This is a genomic window from Nitrobacter vulgaris (assembly GCF_031453995.1).
Lineage (GTDB): Bacteria > Pseudomonadota > Alphaproteobacteria > Rhizobiales > Xanthobacteraceae > Nitrobacter > Nitrobacter vulgaris.
In genome coordinates this window covers 165,921-192,488 of sequence record NZ_JAVDPZ010000004.1, presented here as the reverse complement: position 1 = coordinate 192,488, position 26,568 = coordinate 165,921, and the positions used below count along the sequence as shown (strand labels likewise).

29 protein-coding genes and 1 tRNA gene are annotated in these 26,568 nt (G+C 61.2%); 14 read left to right on the top strand and 16 right to left on the bottom strand.

Going from position 1 to position 26,568, the window contains the following annotated elements:
• Positions 1-74: 74 nt before the first annotated feature.
• The 3 genes from GGQ85_RS04075 to GGQ85_RS04065 all read right to left on the bottom strand — a co-directional run bounded on the left by GGQ85_RS04075 (position 75) and on the right by GGQ85_RS04065 (position 1,093).
• On the bottom strand, positions 75-431 hold the full coding sequence (locus GGQ85_RS04075; RefSeq protein WP_079445233.1) for a hypothetical protein: 357 nt from the start codon (positions 429-431) through the stop codon (positions 75-77).
• 115 nt (positions 432-546) lie between these two features.
• Positions 547-729, bottom strand: coding sequence for an OST-HTH/LOTUS domain-containing protein (locus GGQ85_RS20805; RefSeq protein ID WP_374708844.1), 183 nt, complete (start codon positions 727-729; stop codon positions 547-549).
• Positions 730-865: 136 nt separating this feature from the next.
• Complete coding sequence (locus GGQ85_RS04065) at positions 866-1,093, bottom strand: NYN domain-containing protein (protein ID WP_309773456.1); 228 nt, start codon at positions 1,091-1,093, stop codon at positions 866-868.
• A 380-nt stretch (positions 1,094-1,473) separates the two neighbouring features.
• Here GGQ85_RS04065 and GGQ85_RS04060 point away from each other — a divergent pair, with 380 nt between their 5' ends.
• The 4 genes from GGQ85_RS04060 (at position 1,474) to lptB (ending at position 4,928) form a co-directional block, all read left to right on the top strand.
• Complete coding sequence (locus GGQ85_RS04060) at positions 1,474-2,094, top strand: ribonuclease D (protein ID WP_309773454.1); 621 nt, start codon at positions 1,474-1,476, stop codon at positions 2,092-2,094.
• 234 nt (positions 2,095-2,328) lie between these two features.
• Complete coding sequence (gene lptC / locus GGQ85_RS04055; RefSeq protein ID WP_374708843.1) at positions 2,329-3,024, top strand: LPS export ABC transporter periplasmic protein LptC; 696 nt, start codon at positions 2,329-2,331, stop codon at positions 3,022-3,024.
• Positions 3,021-3,710, top strand: coding sequence for an LptA/OstA family protein (locus GGQ85_RS04050; protein ID WP_309773452.1), 690 nt, complete (start codon positions 3,021-3,023; stop codon positions 3,708-3,710). The genes lptC and GGQ85_RS04050 overlap by 4 nt, the downstream gene beginning before the upstream one ends.
• A 201-nt stretch (positions 3,711-3,911) precedes the next feature.
• The gene (gene lptB, locus GGQ85_RS04045; RefSeq protein WP_309773451.1) at positions 3,912-4,928 is read left to right on the top strand and encodes an LPS export ABC transporter ATP-binding protein; all 1,017 of its coding nucleotides are present in this window, start codon (positions 3,912-3,914) and stop codon (positions 4,926-4,928) included.
• Positions 4,929-4,986: 58 nt separating this feature from the next.
• Here lptB and GGQ85_RS04040 read toward each other — a convergent pair whose 3' ends face one another.
• Positions 4,987-5,322 carry a hypothetical protein gene (locus tag GGQ85_RS04040; protein WP_309773450.1) on the bottom strand — a complete coding sequence of 112 codons (336 nt, stop codon included), beginning with the start codon at positions 5,320-5,322 and terminating at the stop codon, positions 4,987-4,989.
• Positions 5,323-5,445: 123 nt separating this feature from the next.
• Between GGQ85_RS04040 and GGQ85_RS04035 the strand changes: the two genes are divergently transcribed.
• The 4 genes from GGQ85_RS04035 to ptsN all read left to right on the top strand — a co-directional run bounded on the left by GGQ85_RS04035 (position 5,446) and on the right by ptsN (position 8,917).
• Positions 5,446-5,835 carry a DNA-directed RNA polymerase subunit N gene (locus tag GGQ85_RS04035; protein ID WP_309773449.1) on the top strand — a complete coding sequence of 130 codons (390 nt, stop codon included), beginning with the start codon at positions 5,446-5,448 and terminating at the stop codon, positions 5,833-5,835.
• A gap of 88 nt (positions 5,836-5,923) precedes the next feature.
• The gene (rpoN, locus tag GGQ85_RS04030; protein WP_309773448.1) at positions 5,924-7,564 is read left to right on the top strand and encodes an RNA polymerase factor sigma-54; all 1,641 of its coding nucleotides are present in this window, start codon (positions 5,924-5,926) and stop codon (positions 7,562-7,564) included.
• A 56-nt stretch (positions 7,565-7,620) separates the two neighbouring features.
• Complete coding sequence (gene hpf / locus GGQ85_RS04025) at positions 7,621-8,217, top strand: ribosome hibernation-promoting factor, HPF/YfiA family (RefSeq protein ID WP_079445226.1); 597 nt, start codon at positions 7,621-7,623, stop codon at positions 8,215-8,217.
• A gap of 238 nt (positions 8,218-8,455) precedes the next feature.
• A complete protein-coding gene (gene ptsN / locus GGQ85_RS04020) occupies positions 8,456-8,917 on the top strand; it encodes a PTS IIA-like nitrogen regulatory protein PtsN (RefSeq protein ID WP_079445225.1) in 462 nt (153 codons plus the stop codon).
• Positions 8,918-9,237: 320 nt separating this feature from the next.
• On the opposite strand, the gene ilvD is transcribed toward ptsN, so the two are convergent.
• The 5 genes from ilvD to GGQ85_RS03995 form a co-directional block, all read right to left on the bottom strand.
• On the bottom strand, positions 9,238-11,082 hold the full coding sequence (gene ilvD / locus GGQ85_RS04015) for a dihydroxy-acid dehydratase (protein WP_309773447.1): 1,845 nt from the start codon (positions 11,080-11,082) through the stop codon (positions 9,238-9,240).
• A gap of 336 nt (positions 11,083-11,418) precedes the next feature.
• Positions 11,419-11,685 carry a BQ00720 family protein gene (locus GGQ85_RS04010; protein WP_079445222.1) on the bottom strand — a complete coding sequence of 89 codons (267 nt, stop codon included), beginning with the start codon at positions 11,683-11,685 and terminating at the stop codon, positions 11,419-11,421.
• Positions 11,686-11,784: 99 nt separating this feature from the next.
• The gene (locus tag GGQ85_RS04005) at positions 11,785-12,210 is read right to left on the bottom strand and encodes an Hsp20 family protein (protein ID WP_009796516.1); all 426 of its coding nucleotides are present in this window, start codon (positions 12,208-12,210) and stop codon (positions 11,785-11,787) included.
• A gap of 348 nt (positions 12,211-12,558) precedes the next feature.
• Positions 12,559-12,634 (bottom strand) — tRNA-Ala (locus GGQ85_RS04000).
• Positions 12,635-12,702: 68 nt separating this feature from the next.
• Complete coding sequence (locus GGQ85_RS03995; protein ID WP_079445221.1) at positions 12,703-13,119, bottom strand: TIGR02300 family protein; 417 nt, start codon at positions 13,117-13,119, stop codon at positions 12,703-12,705.
• Between the two features lie 145 nt (positions 13,120-13,264).
• Here GGQ85_RS03995 and aroA point away from each other — a divergent pair, with 145 nt between their 5' ends.
• The 3 genes from aroA to rpsA all read left to right on the top strand — a co-directional run bounded on the left by aroA (position 13,265) and on the right by rpsA (position 17,372).
• Positions 13,265-14,611, top strand: coding sequence for a 3-phosphoshikimate 1-carboxyvinyltransferase (gene aroA / locus GGQ85_RS03990; protein ID WP_309773446.1), 1,347 nt, complete (start codon positions 13,265-13,267; stop codon positions 14,609-14,611).
• Positions 14,608-15,246, top strand: coding sequence for a (d)CMP kinase (cmk, locus tag GGQ85_RS03985; protein WP_309773445.1), 639 nt, complete (start codon positions 14,608-14,610; stop codon positions 15,244-15,246). Before aroA ends, cmk begins: the two co-directional genes overlap by 4 nt.
• Positions 15,247-15,668: 422 nt before the next feature.
• Positions 15,669-17,372 (top strand): 30S ribosomal protein S1, encoded by a 1,704-nt coding sequence (gene rpsA, locus GGQ85_RS03980; protein WP_079445218.1) that lies wholly within the window; start codon positions 15,669-15,671, stop codon positions 17,370-17,372.
• A gap of 209 nt (positions 17,373-17,581) precedes the next feature.
• On the opposite strand, the gene nth is transcribed toward rpsA, so the two are convergent.
• Positions 17,582-18,253: an endonuclease III gene (gene nth / locus GGQ85_RS03975; RefSeq protein WP_510184771.1), complete on the bottom strand. Its 672-nt coding sequence runs from the start codon at positions 18,251-18,253 to the stop codon at positions 17,582-17,584.
• Positions 18,254-18,284: 31 nt separating this feature from the next.
• Between nth and GGQ85_RS21110 the strand changes: the two genes are divergently transcribed.
• From GGQ85_RS21110 to GGQ85_RS03965, 3 genes are read left to right on the top strand one after another with little or no spacing between them, the layout of a single operon-like run.
• Complete coding sequence (locus GGQ85_RS21110) at positions 18,285-18,497, top strand: hypothetical protein (RefSeq protein ID WP_510184770.1); 213 nt, start codon at positions 18,285-18,287, stop codon at positions 18,495-18,497.
• Positions 18,498-18,507: 10 nt separating this feature from the next.
• Positions 18,508-19,032: a DUF2244 domain-containing protein gene (locus tag GGQ85_RS03970; RefSeq protein ID WP_309773443.1), complete on the top strand. Its 525-nt coding sequence runs from the start codon at positions 18,508-18,510 to the stop codon at positions 19,030-19,032.
• A gap of 53 nt (positions 19,033-19,085) precedes the next feature.
• On the top strand, positions 19,086-19,985 hold the full coding sequence (locus tag GGQ85_RS03965) for a methylated-DNA--[protein]-cysteine S-methyltransferase (protein ID WP_309773472.1): 900 nt from the start codon (positions 19,086-19,088) through the stop codon (positions 19,983-19,985).
• Between the two features lie 113 nt (positions 19,986-20,098).
• Here the strand turns inward: GGQ85_RS03965 and GGQ85_RS03960 are convergent, their stop codons facing one another.
• From GGQ85_RS03960 to dnaK, 6 genes are all read right to left on the bottom strand, one after another.
• The gene (locus GGQ85_RS03960) at positions 20,099-20,722 is read right to left on the bottom strand and encodes a 2,3-bisphosphoglycerate-dependent phosphoglycerate mutase (RefSeq protein WP_309773442.1); all 624 of its coding nucleotides are present in this window, start codon (positions 20,720-20,722) and stop codon (positions 20,099-20,101) included.
• Between the two features lie 24 nt (positions 20,723-20,746).
• The gene (gene dapB / locus GGQ85_RS03955) at positions 20,747-21,559 is read right to left on the bottom strand and encodes a 4-hydroxy-tetrahydrodipicolinate reductase (RefSeq protein ID WP_079445215.1); all 813 of its coding nucleotides are present in this window, start codon (positions 21,557-21,559) and stop codon (positions 20,747-20,749) included.
• Positions 21,560-21,653: 94 nt separating this feature from the next.
• Positions 21,654-22,232 (bottom strand): NADPH-dependent FMN reductase, encoded by a 579-nt coding sequence (locus GGQ85_RS03950; RefSeq protein ID WP_079445291.1) that lies wholly within the window; start codon positions 22,230-22,232, stop codon positions 21,654-21,656.
• Between the two features lie 302 nt (positions 22,233-22,534).
• Entirely contained in the window at positions 22,535-23,137 is a 603-nt protein-coding gene (locus GGQ85_RS03945; RefSeq protein WP_079445214.1) for a class I SAM-dependent methyltransferase, read from the bottom strand.
• Positions 23,138-23,229: 92 nt separating this feature from the next.
• On the bottom strand, positions 23,230-24,366 hold the full coding sequence (gene dnaJ / locus GGQ85_RS03940) for a molecular chaperone DnaJ (protein ID WP_079445213.1): 1,137 nt from the start codon (positions 24,364-24,366) through the stop codon (positions 23,230-23,232).
• 154 nt (positions 24,367-24,520) lie between these two features.
• Positions 24,521-26,419, bottom strand: a complete 1,899-nt coding sequence (gene dnaK / locus GGQ85_RS03935) for a molecular chaperone DnaK (RefSeq protein WP_309773441.1) — start codon at positions 26,417-26,419, stop codon at positions 24,521-24,523.
• Positions 26,420-26,568: the final 149 nt, after the last annotated feature.

Sequence of the window (26,568 nt, the reverse complement as noted above, 5' to 3'; positions counted from 1 at the left end):
GGTGACGGTGGGGACCCCATGCCTGAGCCAGAGATCGCCACTGAGGCAGGCCGCCTGGATGCCGTGGCGCGCGGTTATGGCCGTGTTTCTACCGCCGTGCTGGACGAGGCCGCCAGGCTTGAGGCGTTGGATGGCAGGTTCCGCTGCTTCCGCAGTTCCCGCAGGACGATCAGGACCGGCGATAGAAAAACGAGCAGAAGCCCGAAGACCACGATCCCCAGAAGAATCGCCTTAAACGCCGACCAGACTGCGAGCAACAGGTGCATGAGCGTCTTAAGAATGAGCGCCACCTCTCCGTACACCATCGCCGGATAGCCCAGCGCGTACATTATCCATCCCGCCAGGATCGACAGGACGACTGCCGGCAGCAGGATCGTCAGCAGCCGGAGGTTTATTATGGAAAGTATCTGTTCCTTGATATCCGCCTGCATCGCTACCCTCGCCTCCAGCTACTCCGCTGCTCGGAATCGTATCGTCGGGAAACTCGCCACGCAAGGATCAGGACGACATTGCCGAACTGCCTGCCCGTGGTTTCAAGGTTCATGGTCAATTCTGCACTTGACGCCCTAGGGGCGTCGGTTTCCATCGTTTTGCACGGCGGATGCGCATCGGTCCGTTCGTCTCGTCGATCTCAAACGCATCGATTTCTCGGATAAGGCTGCTGAGCTTTCCGAACCCATAGGTACGGACATCGAAATCCGAAGCCAGTTTTGATCTCTGTTGCCCCATAGGACCGAGAAGCCCCCATCCATCCTCGTTTTCAATCTGCGAAATGGCCTTGTTAAGGACCGGAACGGCGGCGCTCGGCGGCTTCAGTATTTTTGAGTGGGGCGATATCGGTGACGGAGCGGCTACGGGTTTGAGTTCAGTTTTTTTGCGGAAGGAGATTTTCAAGCGAGATGAACCTATCGCAAGCTCGCTGAAAGCCGCCCGGCGTTTTCTTTTCGCCAAACCCATAAACTTTCGCGCCTTCCCGCCGCAGCCGGGCGGCAAGACTTGTGAAATCACTGTCCAACGAGACCAGACAAAATCCATTGATCCGACCGTCATGCAGAGGTCCATAACGGGGCGATCGTTGTTGTTCGACTTTCATCCAACGCCTTGAGAGACGTAACCTGCCGATGTTGTCGCGATTTCGTTGATATTATTGAAAGATGGGCCGCCGTCATGCACACAAGCAGGGACCGGAGTCAGCGAAATCTTGTGAAAGAACTCAGATTTTTCCTTGTATTAGAAATATTCATGAGCCACCCGGCCTTATCCGCTGCGAGCGCTGCTGGCCGCCCAGGTCGTTCAAAGGATCGTCCCTCGTTGCTGGAGCCCTTTCCGCTTCTGACAGAATCAGAAGCGGGGCTCTATGATCTTGATTTGACGCGTTTTCTTTGCACGAACCGGTGCCCACTTCGCTCGAAAACGCTATAGTCATTGCAACGATATTTTAGCCGCCAATCGATTCGACGAGGCCGAGACATCATGACCATCCGCCTGCACCGTGGCGACCTGCCGGACCAGGATCTTACGCGCTACACCGGTTCGGCGGCGATCGATACCGAGACCATGGGCCTCAATCCGCACCGCGACCGGCTGTGCGTGGTCCAGATGTCGCCGGGCGACGGTTCGGCCGACGTCATTCAGATCGGCAAAGGGCAGCGTGACGCGCCGAACCTGAAGAAGCTTCTCGGCGATCCGGCCGTCGTCAAGATCTTCCACTTCGCGCGCTTCGATCTCGCCGCGCTGTACAACGCATTCGGCGTGATGCCTCGGCCGGTCTACTGCACCAAGATCGCCTCGCGATTGACCCGTACCTATACCGATCGGCACGGCTTGAAGGATCTGGTGCGCGAGGCTCTCAGCATCGACCTGTCGAAGCAGCAGCAATCGAGCGATTGGGGATCGCAGGCGCTGAGCGACGCGCAGCTCGCTTACGCCGCTTCCGACGTGCTGCATCTGCACGCTTTGCGCGCCAAGCTCGACATGATGCTGGCGCGCGAGGATCGCACCGGGCTGGCGGAAGCGTGTTTCGAGTTCCTGCCGACGCGAGCGAAGCTCGATCTCTCCGGCTGGGAAGCCGACGACATTTTCGCGCATTCGTGAGCCGCGCCCCAAGATCGCCGCCTCGTGGTCGGCCTTTCACCTTTCGCCCCCTTTCGGTCACACTCCTCGTCCTCGGTGGGGCAGGCTTCGAGGTCAAAGCGGCTAATGTAGCAAACGCGCTCGGCGCCAGCAGCGACCGACGATGCGCCGTGCGGGTGTGCCGCCGCACGATGTCCGGGCTGCGAAGACCCCCATTTCGGGGTAGGATAACCAGAACAGGCGCCTGGAGCAGCGGTGTACTCGGTTCACAATCCCACCTATCAAGCCGGAATGCAGACTGGGCTGGAAGCAAGGTTCGCCCGCGCCGCCCGACACAGCCGCTTGGTGCGGGTATTGCGGATCGCGGTGCCCGGGGCGGTCGGGCTGGCGATGGCCGCGCTGATCGGGATCGCGACCTTCAATCCCTTCCGCGCGCTGGCGAGCCTGCCGCTCGACATGGATAATCTCGTCGTCTCCGGCACCAAGATCACGATGGAATCGCCGCGCCTCGCTGGCTTCACGCCAGATAAGCGGCCCTACGAGATGCAGGCCACCACAGCAACGCAGGACGTCACCGACCCCGATCATGTCGAACTGCATACCTTGCAGGCCAAAGTGCGGATGGAGGACAACTCGACGGTGACCTTGAATTCCCGCACCGGGATGTTCAACACGAAAACGCAAGTGCTCGACCTGCACAAGGATATCCTCATGCAGTCTTCGACCGGATACGAGGCGCGGCTGACCCATGCCATGGTCGATATGGGCCGGGGCACCGTCACCTCGGACCAGCCCGTCGATGTCAAACTGCTGAACGGAACGCTGACCGCCGACACCATGCAGGTCACCGAAAAGGGTGACGTGGTGCGATTCGAGAAAAATGTCGTCATGCATCTGGTGATGGACCGCCCTCCCGCAACTGCCGGTGCGGGGGGCGGCGATACGAAATGAATTCGACCGTGCCAAGTTTTCGCTGCTTTCCCCCGGTTTCCCGCATAGCTCTCCTGCTGCGCGGCGGATTGGTCGCCGTCGCCGTGATGGCTGTCGGCGAAGCCGCCGGACAAAGCTCGGTGCAGGGCGTTCCCAACGCGATGCAGGGTTTTTCCCAGAATCGCGATCAGCCGATCCAGATCGAGGCCGCCGCGCTGGAGATGCGCGATAAGAAAAAAGAGGCGACTTTCTCCGGAAACGTCAAGGTGGTGCAGGGCGACACCACGATGACATCGAAGACGCTCGTGGTCTATTACGAGGGCGGCAGTTCGACCGCTGACGGCAAGACCAAGGCACCAGCGAGGACGGCGATGAAATCGGCGGAACCGGGCCCATCGGGTGCATCCTCGATCAAGCGGCTGGAGGCCAAAGGCAGCGTGGTCGTGACCCAGAAGGACCAGGTCGTGACCGGTGAAACCGCGGTGTTCGACACCAAGACAAATCTGGTCACCATGCTCGGCGGAGTTGTTCTGACCCAGGGCAAGAACGTATTACGCGGCGACAGGCTGATCGTAGACATGACCACCGGCGTTTCCCGCGTCGAATCAAAGAATGGGCGGGTACAGGGCCTGTTTCAGTCGTCCGGGCAGGGAGGGCCGCTGGGTGGACCGCTGTCGCTCCCCGGATCAACACAAAAGCCCAAATGATATCAGTTAATCGTCCAAGGACATGGCGGCAGGAAGTTGAATCCGCAGTCACTCGTTTGTATCTACCGCAAGCGGATTTAAAGCTGCCGCGGCGGAGGCGGGTGTTGCGGGCAACGGATGTTTCCTCATTCATGGTGAGGCGACGAATCAGGCACGCTGCGGGATGCAGGCGAACGACCGTGAGAAGCTGAGCAGGCGCCCATGGTGGATCTCTTCAATGTATTCCGTAAGCGGCCGCAGAAGCGCGGGGCGCAAGCGTTTGCGCGGACCCGGACGGACATCACGGCACTCGGCGATACCATCGGCGACATGCTGACCAACCCAGTGCGCGACGCACCGCCGATCGCTCACGGGACCCGTCGCAACGCTCCGCCGGCCCCGCCCGTTTCGCAACCCCGGGTTTCGGCGCGCTCAGCGCCTGAAACGTCCCGGCCAGAAGTTTCCCGGCCGCGCGCCGCTTCCAACGGGACTGCCGCGCCACGGATGGCCGCGCGTCCTGGTTACCTGGCCGTACACGGGGTGGAAAAAAGTTTCGGCTCCCGTCAGGTCGTGCGCGGCGTGAGCATCTATGTCCGCCGCGGCGAGGCGGTCGGACTTTTGGGTCCGAACGGCGCCGGCAAGACCACCGTATTCTACATGATCACCGGTCTGATCCCCGCGGATCGCGGCGCCATCGAACTCGACGGTCACGACGTGACCAAACTGCCGATGTACCAGCGGGCGCGGCTCGGGATCGGCTATCTGCCGCAGGAAGCCTCGATCTTCCGCGGCCTCAGCGTTGAGCAGAACATCCGTGCCGTGCTCGAGGTCGTCGAGCCAAGCAAGAAGAAGCGCGAAGCCGAGCTCGACGCGCTGCTCGAGGAATTCAACATCACGCGCCTGCGGAAATCGCCATCGATCGCGCTGTCCGGCGGCGAGCGCCGGCGCGTGGAGATCGCGCGCGCGCTGGCGACGCGCCCGAATTACATGCTGCTGGATGAACCATTCGCCGGCATCGACCCAATCGCGGTCGGTGATATTCAAGATCTTGTGCGCCATCTGACCAATCGCGGCATCGGCGTGCTCATCACCGACCACAACGTCCGCGAAACGCTCGGCCTGACCGACCGCGCCTACATCGTCTATGCGGGCGAGATCCTGACCGAGGGCAGCCCTGAGGCGATCGTCAACGACCCCGACGTGCGGCGCCTTTATCTGGGCGAGGAATTCCGGTTGTAGATAGTCGCCGCCAGACTTTTCCGCTCGATCCTTGCAACGCTACGCGTGATTCGACCCCTCACCAGGGGTCGTCATTGACATCGACATCAATTGCCGGACCGTCGTCAAAGTTGCGATAGACGTCGGCGCCCGGCGCCCCGTAGCGGGAACGATAACCGGGGCGCTCATAGACATCATCGTTATCATCGTCCTGCCAACGTTCGACGAACGGCGGCGCGTGCGTGCGGTAGCAATTCCCGTCGTCGTCGCAAATCATCTGCGGGGCTTCGTCGGTGAAGGAAAAATCCGCCGCAAACGCTGGGAGCGCGAATAACAATCCCGCGGCGGCAACAAGAAGGCTGGTCTTGAACATGTGCAGTTTCCTCGCGTGCTTGGCGCGGCGGCGGCCGGCCAACGCCCCGAAGCTGAACCGCGCCGATGGCCGAATTGGGAACTTCCGCGGGCGTATCGGCGACGGGCCGACCCCCGTCTCGCCGCATTCTTCGTTCTTTCTCGTCGACAAAACGGGGAGCGTGAAATGAAGACAGTCCTTGCTGCAATTGCCTCGCTCGCGCTTCTATCGTCGGCGGCGCCGGCGCAGGAACGTGCCGGCAGCGCTGCGCTTGGCGCGTTATCGGGCGCGGTGGTGTTGGGTCCGGTCGGGGCGGTCGCCGGCGCGGTGGTTGGCTATACCGCAGGGCCATCGATCGCGCGTTCGTGGGGGTTGCGCCACTCATCGACCAAGTCGCGACGGCAATCCTCCAAACGAGGGCATCGGGGACGGACGACCGTGACCGATAGCGGCGGCCGCGCACCCGATGCGCAGACGGCAAGCCGGAACGCAACATCTACAGCAGCGATGGCCGCTGAACCGGGTGCGGTTTCCCCGAAAGTAACGCTGCCTCCGGTACAAGCCCTAGATTACTAGAGCGAAAGTCGGATTGTCGTCGTAAGGCGTGTACATCCGGCCATAAAAAAGCTAAGCAAGAATCGGACCATTTTGGACCGCTCTTGGCATGGCGCTAACGCAGAAACTCGAATTTCGACAGTCCCAGTCGCTGGTGATGACGCCGCAACTCATGCAGGCGATCAAGCTGCTGCAACTGTCGAATCTGGACCTTTCGGCGTTTGTTGAGGAGGAACTGGAGCGAAATCCTCTGCTGGAGCGCGCGAGCGAGGACCCCGACCCGCCGGTCGCCGGAGGGTCGGCCGTAAGGGACACTGAATATTCAGAAGGTGACGACGCGGCGGCGTTCGCGAATCACGGCGCAAGCGAGGGCACCGATGGTCAGGATTTAGAACCCGCGCCCGACGAATGGATGAATCGCGATCTCGGCAGCCGCGCGGAGATCGAACAGACCTTCGACAGCGGCCTGGAAAACGTTTTTCCGGAAGAACCGGCCGAGGCTGCAGCGCGGACCGCGCAGGATGCCGCACCGGTCACGTTCACGGAATGGGGCGGCGGCGCCTCCAGCGATGATAGCTACAATCTCGAGGCCTTCGTCGCGGCGGAGATAACGCTCGGCGAACATCTCGCCGAACAGCTTGCGGTGGCCGTCACGGTGCCGGCGCAGCGCATGATTGGCCGGTATCTGATCGATCTCGTCGACGAGGCTGGTTACCTGCCAGCCGATCTTAGCGAAGTCGGCGACAAGCTCGGCGCCAGCGAAAGCGAGTTGGCGGCCGTTATCGCGGTGTTGCAGACTTTCGATCCACCCGGCATCTGCGCCCGCAGCTTAAGCGAATGCCTTGCGATCCAGTTGCGCGAGAAGGACCGTTACGATCCAGCGATGCAGGCGCTGGTCGAGCATCTCGAGCTGCTGGCGAGGCGTGATCTCGCAGCCTTGCGCAGGATCTGCGGCGTAGACGACGACGACCTCGCCGAGATGGTCGGCGAAATCCGTCATCTCGATCCCAAGCCAGGCTTGAGGTTCGGCACCACGCGCACGCAGACGGTGGTGCCGGACGTGTACGTGCGGCCCGGTCCGGACGGCGGCTGGCTCGTGGAACTCAACAGCGATACGCTGCCGCGCGTGCTGGTCAACCAAACGTACTATGCCGAATTGTCGAAGACGATCCACAAGGACGGCGACAAGACCTATTTTACGGACTGCCTGCAAAACGCGACCTGGCTGGTCCGCGCGCTCGACCAGCGTGCCCGCACCATTCTCAAGGTGGCGACAGAGATCGTGCGGCAGCAGGACGGCTTTTTCGCGCATGGCATCGCCCATTTGAGACCACTCAATCTCAAGACCGTGGCGGATGCGATCCAGATGCATGAGTCCACCGTGTCCCGCGTCACCGCTAACAAATACATGGCGACAAATCGCGGCGTCTTCGAGTTAAAGTATTTCTTCACGGCATCGATCGCCGCGGCCGACGGCGGTTCCGCCCACTCGGCGGAGTCGGTCCGTCACCACATCAAGCAACTGATCGATGCAGAAGCGCCGTCGGCTGTTCTGTCCGACGACACCATCGTGGAAAGACTGCGCGAAGCCGGAATTGACATCGCCCGCCGCACCGTCGCTAAATATCGCGAAGCGCTGCGAATCTCTTCTTCAGTGCAGCGCCGCCGCGAAAAGCAGAATCTGCTTGGCGGCGCGCAGACGGCGTCTGCTCCGTCGCCGAACCGCTCGCGCAATGCCGCACCGGCTTGATTGCGCACCCGCGACACCCGATAATCTCTCCCCACTCATGATCGATGAGGCTTGTCATGACACTTCGAATCTCGGGCAAGAGCATTAACGTCGGCGAGGCGCTGCGAGGGCGCCTCAACAACCGTACCGACGAGGTTCTCCGAAAATACTTTGATGGACAATATTCGGGCCACATCACGCTGAGCAAGGACGGTTTCGGATTCCGCACCGACTGCGCGCTGCATCTGGATTCTGGAGTAACGCTCGAGGCTGAATCTAATGCCGCGGATGCCTATGCGAGCGCTGATCAGGCGCTGCTGCAAATCGAAAAGCGTCTGCGCCGCTACAAGAGCCGTCTCAAGGATCGCTCGGCGCGCAAAGCGCACGCCGCTGCGGAGGCGATCGCCGGGCTCGACGCACCGAGCTACGTTATCGAGGCGCCAGCTGTGGACGGCGAAGACGAGGTCACCGCCTTCAATCCGGTGATCATCGCAGAAACCGTCACCTCGCTGAGGCGGCTCTCGGTCAGCGAAGCGGTGATGGAACTCGATTTCACCGGCGCACCCATGTTGGTGTTCCAGCATGGCTCCAGCGGCCGCGTAAACATGATCTATCGCAGACCTGATGGCAATGTGGGCTGGATCGACCCGCCGTCCGTCAACGGCGCGGCCTGACTTGTTGCCATTGACGCTTGGGACGACGATCCATATGGGCCGCGGCCTTCCCGATCGGTCTACATAAAAGTTCGGGAATTGGCATCGGGCTCGCGTTAGACTATAAGGCCGGTCATCCTGGCCGGAGGGCCGCGAACCGCTTAGCGTGTGCGTTCGCCCGTATGTGGGCTCACGTTTGTTGCTGCTTGTCTGACGTGTCTTTCGCAACCTGACGGCAAACCTCACCTCGGAACGTCATATGATGATTACCGATCTGGTCGCACCCGAGGCGATCATTCCTGCATTGAAGGTCAACAGCAAGAAGCAGGCGCTGCAGGAACTGGCCGCGCGTGCCGCTGAATTGACGGGACAGAACGACCGCGCGATTTTCGAGGTGCTGTTGCGGCGCGAGAAGCTCGGAACCACGGCTGTCGGCTACGGTGTCGCGATCCCGCACGGCAAGCTGCAAAAACTCGACAAGATATTCGGTCTTTTCGCGCGACTCGACCGTCCGATCGATTTTGAAGCAATGGATGGGCAGCCGGTCGATCTCGTCTTCCTGCTGCTCGCTCCCGAGGGCGCCGGCGCGGATCATCTGAAGGCGCTGGCGCGGATCGCACGGCTGCTGCGCGATCAGGACATCGCCAACAAGCTGCGCGCCTCCCGCGATGCGCAAGCGATCTATTCCGTGCTGGCGCTGCCGCCGGCGACAGTCCCCTGATCGCTGCGAATCCAGCAAACCCTGGAGCGATTCTTATTTTGACGGAACGGACCACTCCGACATTGCGAACTCGCGTGAAGAAAACGCGTCAAATCAAAAAGCTGGAGTCTTTTATCGTTTCCGTGAAAAGAAGGCTCTAACGCTTCGGGCAAACATTCACGACAGGAACTGGATCTGTCATGCCCGGTCTTGGGTCAGACGCACACGTCGTTCTGCCTCGGGCGTTCGAAGACATGGAGGCTCAGCCCATACGCGGACAACGTTCGCCGTTCGGTGAACGGCAATGCCCAACTATGACGAAAAGCGTCAACCCGAGCACGCTATTCCTTCACCACACGCACGGCGCCGAGCGCGGCGCTGGTGGCATGCGCAGCGTAGGCCTTCAGCGCCATCGTCACGCGGCGCTTGCGCGGAGCGGCCGGCTTCCACGCCTTGTCGCCCCTCGACTCCATCGCCGTGCGGCGACGCTCCAGCTCAGCGTCGCTGACGTCGAGATGAACCTTCCGGTTCGGAATGTCGAACGCGATGGCGTCACCTTCCTCGACGAGACCGATCGCACCACCCTCCGCTGCTTCCGGCGAGACATGGCCGATCGACAGACCCGACGAGCCGCCGGAGAAGCGGCCGTCCGTGATCAGCGCACACTGCTTGCCTAGCCCCTTCGATTTCAGATAGCTGGTCGGATACAGCATCTCCTGCATTCCGGGGCCGCCGCGCGGCCCCTCGTAGCGAATCAACACCACGTCTCCTGGCTTGATTCTGTTGCCAAGGATGGCGTCCACCGCTGCATCCTGGCTTTCGAAAACGCGCGCGGGACCTGAGAAGGTCAGGATGCTGTCGTCCACGCCCGCGGTTTTCACGATGCAGCCGTCGCGCGCGATGTTGCCGTAAAGCACGGCGAGACCGCCGTCCTTTGAAAAGGCGTGTTCGGCATCGCGGATGCAACCTTTGGCGCGGTCGGCGTCGAGCTCCTCGAAGCGCTTGTCCTGACTGAACGCGACTTCGGTGCGGACACCCCCCGGCGCGGCCATGTAGAAGGTGCGCACGCTCTCGCTTTTCGTCCGCTTGATGTCCCAGCGCTCCAGCGCATCCTTCAGCGAGGTGCTGTGAACCGTGGGCAGGCCGGCGTCGATCAGACCGGCGCGATCGAGTTCGCCGAGAATACCCATGATGCCGCCGGCGCGATGCACGTCTTCCAGATGCACGTCCGGCACGGAGGGTGCGACCTTGCACAAGACCGGCACGCGGCGCGACAGCCGGTCGATGTCCTTCATGGTGAAGGGCACCTCGCCTTCGTAAGCCGCGGCGAGCAGATGCAGCACGGTGTTGGTGGAGCCGCCCATCGAAATATCGAGCGTCATCGCGTTTTCAAACGCCTTGAAGCTCGCGACCGAACGCGGCAGCACCCGCTCGTCGTCCTGTTCGTAATAGCGCCGCGCGAGATCGACAATGAGATGTCCGGCCTCGACGAACAGACCTTTGCGGTCGGCATGGGTGGCGAGCACTGAGCCGTTGCCGGGCAATGCGAGGCCGAGCGCTTCGGTCAGGCAGTTCATCGAGTTGGCGGTAAACATGCCCGAGCACGAGCCGCAGGTCGGACATGCCGAGCGTTCGAGCGCCTCGACATCGGCGTCGCTCACATTGTCGTCGGCGGCGGCGACCATGGCGTCGATCAGGTCGACGGACTTGACCTTGCCGTTGAGTGTGACCTTGCCCGATTCCATCGGGCCTCCGGAGACAAACACCGATGGAATGTTGAGGCGCAGCGACGCCATCAGCATACCGGGCGTGATCTTGTCGCAATTGGAGATGCAGACCATGGCGTCAGCGCAATGCGCGTTGACCATGTATTCGACGCTGTCGGCGATGACCTCGCGCGAGGGCAGGCTGTAGAGCATGCCGTCGTGGCCCATCGCAATGCCGTCATCCACCGCGATGGTGTTGAATTCCTTGGCGACGCCGCCGGCCTTCTCGATCTCGCGCGCCACCAGCTGGCCGAGATCCTTGAGGTGAACGTGCCCGGGCACGAATTGGGTGAAGGAGTTGACCACCGCAATGATCGGCTTGCCGAAGTCCTCGTTCTTCATACCGGTGGCGCGCCACAAGCCGCGAGCGCCGGCCATGTTGCGACCGTGTGTGGAAGTGCGGGAGCGATAGGCAGGCATAAGGTTTTTCCCGAAGGTTCAACAGCTTGGCGTGACCATACAGGCCGGCCGCTCAAGGTCAAATGCAACCGTCGAATGCTGTCATCCGCGAAGGCCTCGCGCGGCCGGATGCGAGGCCTCGATCAAGATGATTTGGGGATCGGATCGATCATGATCAATCGATTGCAATATTTTGGGGTCGATGCTGGCCTCTGCTCATCCCTGCTCCAGAAAGCGACAGCGCTCAACGCGCCGCCGCTTCCCGCCAACTCCGCCGCGCAATCGACGCGGCTCATTCAACGGATACTTGCTCGTATTCTGATCGCAGGCCGGTACCCGTTTTTTGCGGCATGACCGCTAGTGAACGCTGACGGCCTGCAATTCATTGCTCCAGGCGCTCGCGACCGCGGCCTCGCGCGAATCGGTGAGCATGATCGGCGTGCCGTCAGCAGCATGCAGTGCGAACAGCATGAGACCGGGCGCGATTTTCGGCGCCTGCGGAAACAGATCCGGAACGTCCTCGGAACGAACCTGCTTCACATAGGCAATGTGGCCCTCGCCAAGCTGCGCCAGCGCTTCGGTCGAAACGTTTTCGGGTCGGAACGTAGAAATCACTTCACTCATGGTCTCGACTCCTTTTGCTAGACTAAGCGGTCGAGTCCGCTACTCGTTGCACCCGAAAGCTTTTTTTGCCGGATAACCGGTCTTTTTTCGGGTCATGCATCATTCGTGTTCATTGATCGCGATTGTCTTAACGACCCTTTCAGGTTCCGGCCTGGCCAGATCGATAGACAATAGCCCGTTTTTGAGGTCCGCGCCCAGCACCAACATTCCCTCCGCCAGCACAAAGGTACGCTGGAAGTGGCGCGCGGCAATGCCGCGATGGATATATTGCCGGGCTTTATCCTCCTGTTGCCGGCCTCGGATCACAAGCTGATTTTCCTCAATGGTTACATCAAGCTGGTCGCGGGTAAATCCCGCCACCGCCAGCGTGATCCGCAGGCGTTCGGGCTCTCCGCTGTCACGGTCGCACCGCTCGATGTTGTAGGGAGGATAACCGTCGGCGCCTTTGACGACGCGGTCGAGCGCCCGCTCGATCTCGTCGAATCCCAAAAGGAACGGACTGGACAACGAAGGAACACGAGACATTACAAAGTCCTCTCGAAGCGACTTTGACGCGCGCGACCAGCAAAGTGAAACCGGTTTTGCGTCCGGTCGCGCGCCAACTTTATTGGCGTATGATCCGGATCGCCGAACCGCCTACACTTCGGCGGGTCAACGCGCAGGGCCCTTGCGGCACCCCGCTTGGCCGTCTGGTGCTCCCAGCCGGTCAACTCAAAATATGGCATGATTTGCACGCCATTCAAGATGTGCGACCTACCCTTTAAGGCTTTGGAATTAGGTCAGGATCGCGCCATTTGTCCTCACAGGCGCTAGAAGGGATGTCGCTTGTCCGGCGCCGGCATACATCGCCACGCCTCGGAAGATGACGGCATATGGTGGAGCCAGGCGGGATCGAACCGCCGACCTCTTGCATGCCATGCAAGCGCTCTCCCAGCTGAGCTATGGCCCCTCGACCGACCCCACCCAATGGGAGCGGCGCGATCTGCAAAGACCCTGAACCACAGTTCAGGGCCGATCTCAAGTCTCCTCGTCATCTCCTACGTCACCGATGATATCGGTCACATCCTCGTCGCCCTCTTCCTCGTCGGCGATGAAGGTGGAGTCATCGTCCTCGTCGTCGTCGAGGCTGTCGTCGATCTCGATATCATCCTCAGACTCTGGGACGACGGCCTTCTTGACCTTTCCGCTGTTCTCCTCGGCATCGGCCTCCTCCAGCGAAACCAGTTCTTCGGTCTCGGCCTCCGGCGTAGCGTCGGATGTGGAAGGCGCAGAAGCGGCGGCGCGGGCGGCCTCGCCTCGCCCCCGAACCGGCGCCACGACGATCGGCACGACCTCGCCGGTGTAGGGCGAGATCACCGGGGTCTTGTTCAGATCGTAGAACTTTTTGCCAGTCGTCGGGCAAATGCGCTTGGTTCCGAGCTCGGATTTGGCCACGTGTTGGAATCCCGGGAGTTCTTGAAAAACGGTGCTTCACTTGGCTAGTTGCGGCGGCCCTGTCAATAGCGCTTTGCAGACCGGCTCGCAGGCGTGACGCGCCGTCGTCCCTGTGATACCAGCCGCCACAACGGGGACGTGCAACTTGACTCTTTCCGGCCAGACCATGCCGCTTGAGGCGCGAAAATGCCAGTCATTGACGGGGCGCGTCAGGGTGCCCGGAGACAAATCGATTTCCCACCGGGCGCTGATCCTGGGCGCGCTGGCGGTTGGTGAAACCCGAATCTGGGGCCTTCTCGAGGGTGAGGACGTGCTTAACACGGCCCGGGCGATGCAGGCGCTGGGAGCGAAGGTCGAACGGACCGACGACAAAGGCGGGATCGCCTGGTCGGTGCGCGGCGTCGGCACCAGCGGATTCGCGACGCCCCAGGCGCCGCTTGATTTCGGCAATTCAGGCACTGGATGCCGCCTGGTGATGGGCGCGGTGGCCGGCTGCCCTATTAGGGCAGCCTTTGATGGCGATGGCTCGTTGCGCTCGCGGCCGATGCGGCGCATTCTCGATCCTCTGGAATTGATGGGCGCGCGGGTGATCTCACAAAGCGACGGCGGCCGCCTACCGCTGACGCTTGAGGGCGCGCACGATCCGCTGCCGATCGTTTACCGCACGCCGGTGGCCTCGGCGCAGATCAAATCGGCGGTGCTCCTGGCGGGACTGTCAGCTCCTGGGGTCACGACGGTCATCGAGCGCGAAGCCAGCCGCGACCACACAGAGCTGATGCTGAAGCATTTTGGCGCCGACATCGTTTCCGTGGCCGACGAGGCGCACGGCCGCCGGATATCGCTGACCGGACAGCCCGAACTGCACGGGGCCGGAGTCACCGTGCCAGCCGATCCGTCATCGGCAGCGTTTCCGATTGTTGCCGCGCTGATCACCGCAGGCTCCGACATCGTGCTAGACGACGTGATGACAAACCCGTTGCGAACTGGCCTGTTCGTCACGCTGCGCGAGATGGGCGCGTCGATCGAGGAGAGCGAAACACGCCTTGATGCCGGCGAACCGATGGCGCAGCTGCGCGTGCGCGCATCGAAGCTGCGCGGGGTCGAGGTGCCGGCGGAACGCGCGCCGTCGATGATCGACGAGTATCTCGTGCTTTCGGTCGCCGCAGCTTTTGCCGAAGGCACCACCGTCATGCGCGGCCTGCACGAATTGCGCGTCAAGGAATCCGATCGCCTCGAAGCCGCCGCAGCGATGCTGCGCGTCAACGGCGTCGCAGTCGAGATCGCCGGCGACGACCTTATCGTCGAAGGCCGCGGCCGTGTGCCCGGCGGCGGTCTCGTCACCACCCACATGGATCATCGCATCGCGATGTCGGCGCTGGTGATGGGCTGCGCCTCGGACGCGCCGGTCAAGGTCGACGACATCGCCTTCATCGCCACGAGCTTCCCCGATTTTGTTCCGATGATGCAGCGGTTGGGAGCGGATTTCGCATGATCATCGCCATCGACGGACCTGCCGCTTCGGGAAAAGGCACGCTCGGCAAGCGGCTGGCGCATCACTATCACTTCCGCCATCTCGATACCGGGGTGATCTATCGTGCGGTCGCGAAGGCCCTGCTCGACATCGGCGCGGACCTGGCCAACGAGGCACACGCGGTCGCGGCCGCGCATGAGCTCGACCCGGAAAAATTCGGCCATCCGGCCCTGAAAACCCGGGCGATCGGTGAGGCCGCCTCGGTGGTCTCGGCGTTTCCCGGAGTGCGCGAGGCGCTTCTGACCTTCCAGCGCCAATTCGCAGCCGAGCCGCCCGGCGCGGTGCTTGACGGCCGTGACATCGGAACCGTGATCTGCCCGGACGCCGACGTGAAGATTTTCGTGGTGGCCGATCCTGTCGTGCGGGCCCGGCGGCGCACGCTGGAAGCGCGGGCGCGTGGCGAGGAGGCCGATGAGGCTGTGGTTCTAGCTGATATCCTCAAGCGCGACGAACGGGACCGCAACCGGCCCGTCGCACCGCTGAAAGCGGCCGCGGACGCCCATGTGCTGGACAACTCCCATCTTGACATCGAGGCCGGCCTGAAAGCGGCGATTGCGATCGTCGAGGCGGTGAGGATCGGTTCCGGCCGCGCGTGATTCATCAGAAGCGGAACTCTATGATTTTGATTTGACGCATTTTGTTCACGCGAACCGGTATCCAATTCCCTCGAAACCACTGTAGGACGTTTTACAAAAGCCTTGTTCGCTTGCGGCTTTGACGGTATATCCACGGCATCCGGACCATCGTCGAAGTGTCGAGGCTGTCCGAGCGGACCGGCCGGAATCTCAAATTCCCGCCGCCATTGGAGGAATGTCCCGCTCAGTCTCCATATCGATCGTCCTTGCGATCGATCGCTCGTATCAGGCTCCGGATCAAATCATCGTCTCGAACGTGAAGGCTTCTGCCGGCCCGTTGTTGCTCTCTGCACGACGGTCGTCAGGACTGCGGACCCTGACCCTTCCCGCGCGAAACGCACATCAACCCGAACGGCCGGCAAGTACCCCGCATTGGAGAACACATGGCTTCGACTGATACCCTCAATCCGTCCCGTGACGATTTCGCCGCGATGCTCGATGAGTCTTTCGCTGGCGGCAGCCTGCAGGAAAGCTCCGTCATCAAGGGAAAGGTGGTCGCGATCGAGAAGGATATGGCCGTCATCGACGTCGGCCTCAAGACTGAAGGCCGCGTGGCGCTGCGCGAATTCTCCGGACCCGGTCGCGAGAGCGCCCTGAAGGTCGGCGACGAGGTCGAGGTGTTCCTTGATCGCATCGAGAACGCGCTCGGCGAAGCCGTGCTGTCGCGCGACAAAGCGCGCCGCGAGGAAAGTTGGGGCAAGCTCGAAAAAGCATTCCAGAATAACGAGAAGGTGCACGGCGTCATCTTCAATCAGGTCAAGGGCGGCTTCACCGTCGATCTGGACGGCGCCGTCGCCTTCCTGCCGCGCTCCCAGGTGGATATCCGTCCCATTCGCGACGTCGGTCCGCTGATGAACAACACGCAGCCGTTCCAGATCCTCAAGATGGATCGCCGGCGCGGCAATATCGTGGTCTCCCGCCGCACGGTGCTGGAAGAGACCCGCGCCGAACAGCGACAAGAGTTGGTGCAGAACCTCGAAGAGGGTCAGGTGATCGACGGCGTGGTGAAAAACATCACCGACTATGGCGCCTTCGTCGATCTTGGAGGCATCGACGGCCTCCTCCATGTCACGGACATCGCCTGGCGCCGCGTCAACCATCCGACCGAAGTGCTGGCGATCGGCCAGACGGTGAAGGTCAAGATCATCAAGATCAACCACGAGACCCACCGCATCTCGCTCGGCATGAAGCAGCTGCTCGACGATCCCTGGCAGGGCATCGAAGCGAAGTATCCCCTGAACTCCCGCTTCACCGGCCGCGTCACCAACATCACCGATTACGGCGCCTTCGTGGAGCTGGAGCCGGGCATCGAGGGTCTGATCCACGTCTCGGAAATGTCCTGGACCAAGAAGAACATGCATCCGGGCAAGATTGTCTCGACCTCACAGGAAGTCGAGGTGCAGGTGCTCGAGGTCGACAGCGTCAAGCGCCGCATCTCGCTCGGCCTCAAGCAGACCATGCGCAATCCCTGGGAGGCATTCGTCGAGAAGCACCCGGTCGGATCGACCGTGGAGGGCGAGGTCAAGAACAAGACCGAGTTCGGCCTGTTCCTGGGCCTGGAGGGCGATGTCGACGGCATGGTCCACCTCTCCGACCTCGACTGGAAGCAGCCGGGCGAGCAGGTCATCGACAATTTCAAGCGCGGCGACATGGTCAAGGCCGTCGTGCTCGACGTCGATGTCGAGAAGGAGCGCATCTCGCTTGGCGTCAAGCAGCTTGAGGGCGACCCGTTTGCCGAACCGGGCGACGTCAAGAAGGGCGCGGTCGTCACCTGCGAGGTGCTTGAGGTCAAGGACGGCGGCATCGAGGTGCAGATTTCCGGCACCGAGTTCCAGACCTTCATCAAGCGCTCGGAACTGGCGCGGGACCGCAACGACCAGCGCAGCGAGCGTTTCGCCGTCGGCGAAAAGGTCGATGCCCGTGTCATCCAGTTCGACAAGAAGGCCCGCAAGGTGCAGGTCTCGATCAAGGCGCTCGAAGTGGCCGAAGAGAAGGAAGCCATCGCGCAGTATGGCTCTTCCGACTCTGGCGCGACGCTGGGTGACATTCTCGGCACCGCTCTGAAACAGCGCACCGACACCAAATAAGCGCAGCTTCCTTGTGACGGATCTGGATCGCTCCTGGTCCGTCATCGTTTGCTCGCAATGAGGCGCATCGTGTCAAGGCCCCGGTCTCGCCGGGGCCTTTTCGTTGTTCGCAAACGCACGCGACATCAGAGTCGGACTCACGGGAACCTAACGCTGCGTACCCGGTTACTGTTAAAGATGGAGGTATCCGCGCCATCCGGACCAGACGATTATGACCGGGAGCCCTCTAGCGTCTTTTCGGGCCAACGGCATAGGTCATTGATTAGGCACACCGCGCAGCGCGGTGATCGCGCTAGGCAAGTGTAGCGTCCATGCAGGATCAGCCAGTGATGCGCATGCAGCATAAATTGGTCGGGGATGACGCGTTCGAGCCCAAGCTCGACGTCAAGAGGCGTCTTGCCTGGTGCCATACCGGTGCGATTGGCGACGCGGAAAACATGAGTGTCAACCGCCATGGTGTGCTCCCCGAAGGCCATATTGAGCACGACATTGGCGGTCTTGCGTCCCGCGCCGGGCAACGATTCGATCCCTGCCCGGCTGTGCGGGACCTCGCCATCAAACTCCGCAAGCAGTTTTTCGGAGAGCGCTATGATATTTCTCGCTTTGGTGCGATAGAGCCCGATGGTCTTGATATAGTCGCGGACCTTCTCCTCCCCGAGCGCCAGCATCCTGGCAGGCGTGTCGGCGATAGCGAACAACGCCCGAGTGGCCTTGTTGACGCCGGAGTCGGTCGCCTGAGCCGACAGCACCACGGCGACGAGCAGCGTGTAGGGGTTGAGGTGCTCGAGTTCGCCCTTGGGCTCGGGATTGGCTTTGCGGAAGCGCACAAAGGCTTCACGGACTTCGGCTGGCGTCCAGGGCTTAAGGGGTGGCGGGAGCACTGCGGATCCCTGCGTCGCGCTGGAAGGCTGCTTGGCCTTGGAGGTCGGCCCCGTCTGGCGTGCCGCCGGCTTTCCGGTTTTCCTTTTTTTTGCCGTCGCGGGCTGCTCAGATTTCGCCGCGGTGGTTTTTTGCTGCCGAGAATTCGCCGCAGGGCTGTTCGAGGGTGGTTTGTCGGTCCCGGCGCCAGCGGGCTTCAGCCTTGAAAATGTGCGGCGGGTGTTTTTGGACATGATCGTGGTATAGTGGATTTCCAATGACATTAGACCATACACAGGCTGGTCCGAAGTTACCTGAACAGACGCTGTTTTCAGCGCTGCTAACGCCCCATCGCTCGTTGTCTCAAACTGGATTTGTTGTGATGATGACGATTGTAGCCGTGGGAAGCTTTGTCGCGGGAATGATATTCCTGATGATGGGCGCCTGGCCGGTGTTCGGCTTTTTAGGTCTCGACGTCCTCGCCATCTACTGGGCTTTCCGCATCAGCTTCCGGCGCGCCCAAGCGACCGAGGAAATCTCCATCACCCATTATGAGTTGCGGGTGCGCCGCACCAGTCACCGCGGTCACATCGTCGAGTGGGTTTCCAATCCGCTGTGGGTGCATCTCGACCAGAAAATCCACGAGGAATATGGCATTGAGCGGCTTTATCTGGTTTCGCGCGGCCGCCGGATCTCGATCGCAAGTTTTCTTGGTCCGGACGAGAAGTTGAGTTTCGTTAAAGCCTTATCAGCAGCGCTCCAACTCGCAAAACGCGGACCGACCTACAATCTGGCGACTTGAGGGCCGCGGTAAATCGGGTGGCTGCGAGACGGCAGCCGTTCTACATCTTGGCCATGATGACGCTCACGAAAAATCTCGCTCCGAGTGATTCTTGCATCACGGACGCGCCGGGTGCCGCATTTCGCGACTACGACGCCGTACGGCGAGCTATCGCCTTCATCTCGGAAAACTGGCGCTCGCAGCCTCCCATCGCAGCGATGGCTGACTCCGCTGGAGTGACGTCCGACGAACTGCATCATCTGTTCCGGCGCTGGGCAGGCCTGACTCCGAAGTTGTTCATGCAGGCGCTGACGCTCGACCACGCCAAGGGGCTGTTGCGCAATTCCGCCAGCGTGCTGGACGCAGCCCTCGATTCCGGCCTGTCAGGTCCGGGGCGCCTGCATGACCTGTTCGTCACGCATGAAGCGATGTCGCCCGGCCAATGGAAGAACGGCGGCTCCGGCATGAAGCTCGCTTTCGGCTTTCATCCCTCGCCCTTCGGCATCGCGATCGTGATTGCCAGCGACCGTGGACTCGCCGGACTCGCTTTCGCCGACCCAGGCGAGGAGCAGACCGCGCTTGCCGACATGAAGCGGCGGTGGCCCAATGCAACCTATGTTGAGGATGCCGGTCGCACCGGTGCGCTGGCGCAGCGCGTGTTCGATACGAGGCTCTGGCGAGCAGATCAGCCGCTGCGTGTGGTTCTGATCGGGACGGATTTCGAGGTTCGGGTCTGGCAGACCCTGCTCAGGATTCCCATGGGAAAGGCCACGACCTATTCGAGCATTGCTGCCAATGTCGATCGCCCGAACGCCTCGCGCGCTGTGGGCGCCGCCGTCGGCAAGAACCCCGTATCATTCGTTGTGCCCTGCCATCGCGTGCTCGGCAAAAGCGGCGCGCTGACCGGGTATCACTGGGGACTCACCCGCAAGCAAGCAATGCTGGGGTGGGAAGCCGGGCAGATCGGCCTATAGCCTTTTCGAGCGAAGGGGAGTCCCGGTTCGCGTGAAGAAAATGCGTCAAATCAAAAAGCTAGAGTCTTTCACTGGTCCCGTGAAGCGACGAAAAGACTCGAGAATGAAGTTTATCAGGCTGCGAGATCAAGTTTCGAGGCCACTGTCGCATCGGCATTGAGCCGATAGATCACCGGCGCACCGGTTGCCAGTTCGCGCGCGAGGATTTGTTCCGGCGACAATTTTTCCAGCACCATGACCAGCGCGCGCAGCGAATTGCCGTGCGCCGCGACGAGCGTGCACTCGCCACGGAGGACGCATGGCAGGATTTCCTGCACGAAGTACGGCAGCGTGCGCGCCAGCGTATCTTTCAGGCTCTCGCCGCCGGGCGGAGGCACGTCATACGAGCGGCGCCAGATCAGCACCTGTTCGTCACCCCATTTCTTACGAGCCTCGTCCTTATTGAGACCCGAAAGATCGCCGTAGTCCCGTTCATTCAGCGCCTGATCTTTCCTGATCGGAATTCCGGTCTGGCCTAATTCCTTCAGCACAAGGTCGAGCGTGTGCTCTGCGCGGATCAACGTCGAGGTAAAGGCAACGTCGAAAACAAAGCCCTGCCCCTTCAGCTTGCGCCCTGCATCCTTCGCTTCAGTCACGCCAAGATCCGTCAGATCCGGATCCTTCCAGCCAGTGAACAGATTTTTCAGATTCCATTCGCTCTGGCCGTGACGCACGAGCACCAGAAGACGTTCGCTCATTCTGCCTGCTCCGTTTCTTAAATTCTAAACGCCCAACCCAAGCACGTCGGCCATTGAATAAAGCCCGGGCGCCTTGCCGCGCGCCCACTTCGCGGCCTTCAACGCACCATGGGCAAAGATCATCCGGTCTTCGGCGTGATGCGACAACGTTATGCGCTCATACGGACCCGCGAAGATGACGCTGTGATCTCCGGACACGGAGCCGCCACGGAGCGAGGCAAAACCGATGTCGCCCGCTTTGCGGGCGCCGGTCAGGCCATCTCGCCCGCGTACCGCGCGCTCATCCAGCCCGATCTTGCGGCCGTCAGCCGCCGCCTGTCCCAACATCAACGCGGTGCCCGAAGGCGCGTCGATCTTGGCTCTGTGATGCATCTCGAGAATCTCAATATCGAAACTCTCGTCGAGTGATTGCGCCATCCGCTTCACCAGCGCGGCGAGCAGATTGACGCCCAGACTCATATTGCCCGACTGCACAACCGCCGTACGTGAGGTCACGCTTCGGATCACCGCCATATCCGACGCTGAGAGTCCGGTGGTGCCGATGACATGAACCAGACCCCGCTCGGCAGCGACGGCAACGTTCGCGATGGTCGCGGCCGGAACCGTAAAATCCAAAATACCGTCGGCATTTGCCGATAAAGACCAGAGATCTGCCGACACTTCGATTCCGCTGGCGGGAAGTCCGGCCAGGACGGCGGCGTCTTTCCCGATCAGCTCGGATCCGGGCGCCTCAAGCGCGCCGGCCAGCACTGCGTCACCGGTTTCCGCGATCGCGCGCACCAGCGCGCGGCCCATCCGGCCGCCTGCTCCTGCAACGATCAAACGCATGTCAGCCACGACTCCTCAAATGCTCTTCGGGTATAGCGGGGGCTGCGTTTCGCGGCAACCGATCAGGTCTACATCAGCGCAGTGCCTCACATCAGGCGCGGCCTCATCGCATATCCCCGGCGATGGTGATCAACTGGCGTACCATCTTTTTCAGCGCATCCGCATCCGCCGAACGCTTCAACCGTTCCATATCGTCATAGGCTTCGCCGGCGAACGACAGCGCGAGCTGATTAGGAATCACCATCGCCCCGCACGCCGTAAGTATCAGACGCAACTGAGCCAGACATCTTGCGCCGCCAAACCGGCCCGCGGAGGCCGAGGCGATCGCGAACGCGCGTTCATGGAAAACCTGACCGCGTGCTTCATGCGGACTTTGTACGCATGATATCCAGTCGATCGCATTCTTGAGCAATGGCGGCAGCGAGGCGTTGTATTCGGGCGTCACGATAAGAATCCCATGATGCGCCCCGATCATCTGCTTGAGGTTGATGGCGCTTGCGGGCACGCCGGAATTTGCCTGTAGATCGGCGTCGTAGATCGGCAGCGGGAAGTCTCCAAGCGAAATTCGGGTGACCTCGACATCGGCTCGAACAAATTCCTCGGCTACGACGGCGGCAAGCCTTGCATTCTGCGAGCCGGTGCGAAGCGAGCCGGGAATGATGAGAATTTTCGGTGCGAACAGAACTGTCGATCGCATTGCAGGGACACCAGCCGCCGCGCTCGTGCCCTGAATCTGAAGTTTGCCTCATTGTGCGGCGCCTTCCAGAGCGGGCTTCAGATTCGAAAGGGCGTTAGCACGTTCATAATTCTCTTTCCCCGTTTCACGGAAACGGTGAAAGACTCCGTCTATTGATTAGACGCGTTTTCTTCCCGCGAACCGGATCCCTTCGCTCGAAAACGCTATCTTGTGGTTTGGGTTCAGAGGTTCGCTCGAAGCACTCGCAGAGAAAAAATAGCGAACTTCTGAACCACCACACGAGCTCATCAGCGCTTGCGATATACCCAGACGCGTGCAGGAGGGAGGTTCATCCAAATCCGCTCGGACGCTTCGGTCGAAATACCGGGGAGAGATTTGGGAATGGGAGGGACGACCGAATAGGTGAACTGCACGAACGGGGCGCCGGGAGCGAGCGTCGCGAAGGCGTCCCGGATCAATTTGAGCCGGGTCAACATCGGCTTGGTGACAAGCGGCAGCCCGGAGACAATCGCCGAGGCGCGAGCGCTCAGCACGTTCCACAGCGAATCTCGCAACGTATAGGCATCACCCTGCACAACCGTTGCCTGCGGGTAGCGGTCGCGAAGTAGCGCACAAAAACCAGGATCGTATTCAACCAACACCAACCGCTTCTGATCGACGCCGTGCTCAATCAGCGCGTTGGTGATCGCACCGGTCCCCGGTCCCAGTTCGATGACCGGATCGGACGATCCGACATCGACATACTGCGCCATCGTGCGTGCCAGGATGCGGCCGGACGGCATGACGGCACCCATATGGAGCGGCTTTTCAATCCACGAGCGGAGAAAGCGTACCTCGTCGTCAAGACGAAGGGGTTTCTTCGACGCACGCGCGGACAATTGCAAAGGCATTTCGCACCCAGGTGGGTCACTACTGGCAGGAAGTCAGGCTTAAGTTATACACAGGTACAACCGACAATCGACACGGTCAAGCAAAACGGTCATTACGGAGTGGCGCGAGTGCCGAAGAAGTCTTTGACCTTAGTGAAGAAACCTGCCGTCTCGGGTTGAGTCTCACCCGAAGATAGCTTTTCGAACTCGGCCAAGAGATCCTGTTGCCTCTTGGTCAGATTTTGCGGCGTTTCGACCACCATCTGCACATACATGTCGCCGGTCTGACGGGAGCGCAGCACTGGCATCCCCTTTGTTGCAACGCGGAAACGTCGGCCTGACTGGGTCCCAGACGGCACCCTCACCTTGGTCTTGCTTTTGTCGATGGTCGGCACCTCAAGTTCTCCACCAAGCGCGGCAGTAACCATTGAGATCGGAACGCGACAATGCAGATCGGCACCGTCTCGCTGGAAGAACTCATGCGGGGCCAGCGAGAGGAAAATGTAGAGATCGCCCGGGGGGCCGCCACGAATTCCCGCCTCACCCTCGCCGGCCAGACGAATGCGGGTGCCATCCTCGACGCCGGCGGGAATATTGACCGATAGCGAGCGTTCCCGGTTGACACGACCTGACCCACCGCAGGACGGACAGGGATCCTCAATCATCTGGCCCCGCCCCTGACAGCCAGGACAGGTGCGCTCCAGCGTGAAGAAACCCTGGGCTTGGCGGATCCGGCCAGCACCGCCGCACATCGAACAGTTCTTCGGCTTGGTCCCGGCCTTGGCGCCCGTGCCTGAGCAGGATTCGCAAGTCACCGAGACTGGGATTTCGACCTGAGCAGTCTTACCCTGAAAAGCCTCCTCCAGCGTGATCTCCATGTTGTATCGAAGATCTCCGCCTCGTTCGCGACCGCCGGTACGACCGCGCTGGCCGGCCATTCCAAACAAGTCCTCGAAGATGTCAGAGAATGATGAGGCGAAGCCGGCTCCGAACCCGGGGCCACCGCCACCCATGCCGCCCTGCTCGAACGCGGCATGACCGAAGCGGTCGTAAGCCGCCCGCTTGTTGCCGTCCTTCAGAACTTCATAGGCTTCATTGATTTCTTTGAAACGCATCTCACTGGACGAATCGCCCGGATTCCTGTCCGGGTGCCATTTCATCGCCAGCTTGCGGAAGGCCGCCTTGAGTTTGGTGTCGTCCGCACTCCGCTCGACCTCAAGGGTTTCGTAGTAACAGCGCTTGGTCGACATCAGTCCATTCCGCCCGAACGTCGTTTTATCCCGGAAAACGCGTCAGAAATTCGCTTGTCGCTGGATGCAGCGTCCCACCTAAACAAACATGACCCCGTCCTCCGAGACGCGCTGCGCACTCCTTGGGGGCCGGGGCCATGGTCATACCTGCCGTTTAAGCAGACTTCTTGTTCTTGTCGTCGTCGACTTCGGTAAACTCCGCATCGACGACATCGTCCTTCGCGGCGTCCTTGGCCGCATCGGCCTCCGCCTGCTGTTTGTACATGGCCTCGCCGAGTTTCATAGATACCTGCGCCAACGTGTTGGTTTTGGTCTTGATCGCCTCTGCGTCGTCGCCCTTCAGCGCCTCCTTCAGATCGCTGACGGCATCCTCGATGGAGCGGCGCTCACTTTCCTCGATCTTCGAGCCGTGCTCGGCGAGAGCCTTCTCGGTCGAGTGCACCAGACTGTCGGCGTGGTTCTTGGCGTCGACGGACTCGCGTCGCTTTTTGTCCTCGGCTGCGTTCACTTCCGCGTCCTTGACCATCTTCTCGATGTCGGCCTCCGACAAACCTCCCGAGGCCTGGATGCGGATCTGCTGTTCCTTGCCGGTCGCCTTGTCCTTCGCCGAGACGTTGACGATGCCGTTGGCGTCGATGTCGAACGTCACCTCGATCTGCGGCATGCCGCGCGGAGCGGGCGGAATGCCCATCAGATCGAACTGGCCGAGAACCTTGTTGTCGGCCGCCATTTCACGCTCGCCCTGGAAAACGCGGATGGTGACGGCATTCTGGTTGTCCTCGGCTGTTGAGAACACCTGGCTCTTCTTGGTCGGGATCGTGGTGTTGCGATCGATGATGCGGGTGAACACGCCGCCCAGCGTCTCGATGCCGAGCGACAGCGGCGTGACGTCAAGCAGCAGCACGTCCTTGACGTCGCCCTGCAGCACGCCGGCCTGAATCGCCGCGCCGATCGCGACAACCTCGTCCGGGTTGACGCCCTTGTGCGGCTCCTTGCCGAACAACTGCTTGACGACTTCCTGGACCTTCGGCATGCGGGTCATGCCACCGACCAGCACCACTTCGCCGATCTCGCCCGCCGTCAGGCCGGCATCCTTCAGCGCCTTGCGGCACGGCTCGATCGTCTTCTGAACCAGATCGTCGACCAGCGCCTCGAATTTGGCGCGGGTAAGCTTCATCGTCAGATGCTTCGGACCTGACTGGTCAGCGGTGATGAATGGCAGGTTGATTTCGGTCTGCGTGGTCGACGACAGCTCGATCTTGGCCTTCTCGGCGGCTTCCTTCAGCCGCTGCAAGGCCAGCTTGTCGTTGCGCAGGTTGATGCCCTGCTCCTTCTGGAATTCGTCAGCCAGATAGTTGACCAGGCGCATGTCGAAGTCTTCGCCGCCCAGGAACGTATCGCCGTTGGTCGACTTCACCTCAAACACGCCGTCGCCGATCTCGAGGATCGACACGTCGAAGGTGCCGCCGCCCAGGTCGTACACAGCGATGGTGCCGGCCTTCGACTTGTCGAGGCCATAAGCAAGCGCGGCCGCAGTCGGCTCGTTGATGATGCGCAGCACTTCGAGGCCCGCGATCTTGCCGGCGTCCTTGGTCGCCTGGCGTTGCGCGTCGTTGAAATAGGCAGGAACTGTAATGACAGCCTGATCAACCTTCTGACCGAGATGAGCCTCGGCGGTTTCCTTCATCTTTTGAAGCGTGAAGGCTGAAATCTGCGACGGCGAATAGGTCTTGCCGTCGGCCTCGACCCAGGCGTCGCCGTTGCCGGCTTTCGAGATCTTGTAAGGGACAAGCTTCTTGTCCTTTTCAACCGTGGGGTCGTCGTACCGCCGGCCGATCAGACGCTTGACTGCGAAAATGGTCCGCTCGGGATTAGTCACAGCCTGGCGCTTGGCCGGCTGCCCGACGAGACGCTCGCCATCGTCGCTAAAGGCAACGATGGACGGCGTAGTCCGCATCCCTTCCGCGTTTTCGATGACTTTCGGCGTCTTGCCGTCCATTACCGCCACGCACGAATTCGTGGTGCCGAGGTCGATCCCAATGACCTTTCCCATGGTCCTCATATCCTTCTTGTTGCGGCAGTCCGGCCAGGCCCTGACGGCACCCTCATCCAGACCCCCAGATATCAATTACTCGCGATTAGCGACGGTGAGCCTCATATAGGAGGGGGGGTGGGGGCTGCAAGGACCAGACCACTCTCCAC